Origin of the sequence: Ruegeria arenilitoris (assembly GCF_013032445.1) — a bacterium.
In the GTDB taxonomy this organism is placed as follows: Bacteria; Pseudomonadota; Alphaproteobacteria; order Rhodobacterales; family Rhodobacteraceae; genus Ruegeria; species Ruegeria arenilitoris_F.
Window position 1 is genome coordinate 1 of record NZ_WQCA01000077.1, and the last position, 1,614, is coordinate 1,614.

Here is a 1,614-nt window from a genome sequence, read left to right on the forward strand (position 1 = left end):
GCGTTTAGGATACGGATATCATTGACGGGTTTCATATTAATTTTGTTTATATCAGGTGACTCGATTAGTCATTGGATTTCTATGTGCTGGATTTGGGAGAGTGCGGCCAGCCAAGGAGGAGACATCCATGACGACGACGGATATCGGCCATTACATCAATGGCGAAGTATTTGCTGGGGCCCGCAGCAACACGCAGGACGTGTTCAACCCGGCCACGGGTGAGTTGACGGGCAAGGTTGATTTGGCCTCTGCGCAGGACGTTGATCGCGCGGTGGCCGCCGCCAAGGCTGCCTTCCCGGCGTGGTCCAACATGCCGCCGATCCGCCGTGCACGCCTTATGAACAAGTTCCTGAACCTGCTGAATGAGCATAAGGGCGAACTGGCCCGCGCCATCACCGCCGAGCATGGCAAGGTCTTCACCGACGCCCGCGGCGAGGTCGAGCGCGGCATTGATATCGTCGAATTCGCCTGCGGCATCCCGCAGTTGCTCAAGGGTGATTTCACCGATCAGGTTTCGACCGGTATCGACAACTGGACCCTGCGCCAGCCTTTGGGCGTGGTGGCCGGTGTGACCCCGTTCAACTTTCCGGTCATGGTGCCGATGTGGATGTTCCCAGTCGCCATCGCGGCAGGCAACACCTTTGTGCTGAAGCCCTCGCCGACCGATCCGACCCCGTCGCTGATGTATGCCGAACTGATGAAAGAGGCCGGTTTCCCTGATGGCGTCTTCAACGTGGTTCAGGGTGACAAGGTGGCCGTTGACGCGCTGCTCGAGCATCCGGACGTGCAGGCGATCTCCTTCGTGGGCTCGACCCCGATTGCCAATTACATCTACGAGACTGGCGCCCGCCACGGTAAACGTGTTCAGGCTCTGGGTGGCGCCAAGAACCACATGCTGGTCATGCCCGACGCTGATCTGGACAAGGCCGTCGATGCGCTGATGGGCGCCGCCTATGGCTCGGCTGGCGAGCGCTGCATGGCGATCTCGGTGGCTACGCTGGTCGGTGACGTGGCCGACAAGATCGTACCAATGATCAAGGAACGCCTTGCGTCCCTCAAGGTCAAGAACGGTGTTGAAATGGATGCCGAGATGGGCCCGATCGTCACCAAAGCCGCGCATGAACGCATCACCGGTTACATCGCCAAAGGTGTTGAAGAAGGCGCGGACCTGATCGTGGACGGACGGGATTTCACGCTGGAAGGCCACGAGAACGGATATTGGATGGGTGGCACCCTGTTCGACAACGTCACCCCGGACATGACCATCTACCGCGAAGAGATTTTCGGCCCGGTGCTGTCCTGCGTCCGCGTCGAAAGCTTTGCCGAGGGCGTACAGCTGATCAACGACCATGAGTTTGGCAACGGCGTCAGCATCTTCACCCGCGACGGCAACGCCGCGCGCGAGTTCGGCCGCCAGATTCAGGTTGGCATGGTTGGTGTGAACGTTCCGATCCCGGTGCCGATGGCCTGGCACGGCTTTGGCGGCTGGAAAAAGAGCCTGTTCGGCGACACCCACGCCTATGGCGAAGAGGGCGTCCGCTTCTACACCAAGCAGAAGTCCATCATGCAACGCTGGCCCGAGAGCATCTCCAAAGGCGCTGAATTCACCATGCC

General features: G+C 59.7%; 1 protein-coding gene. It reads left to right on the forward strand.

The window, feature by feature from the left end; all coding sequences use genetic code 11:
* Positions 1-127: 127 nt before the first annotated feature.
* A partial coding sequence (locus GOW98_RS25475; RefSeq protein WP_170337392.1) for a CoA-acylating methylmalonate-semialdehyde dehydrogenase occupies positions 128-1,614 on the forward strand: 1,487 nt, incomplete at its 3' end.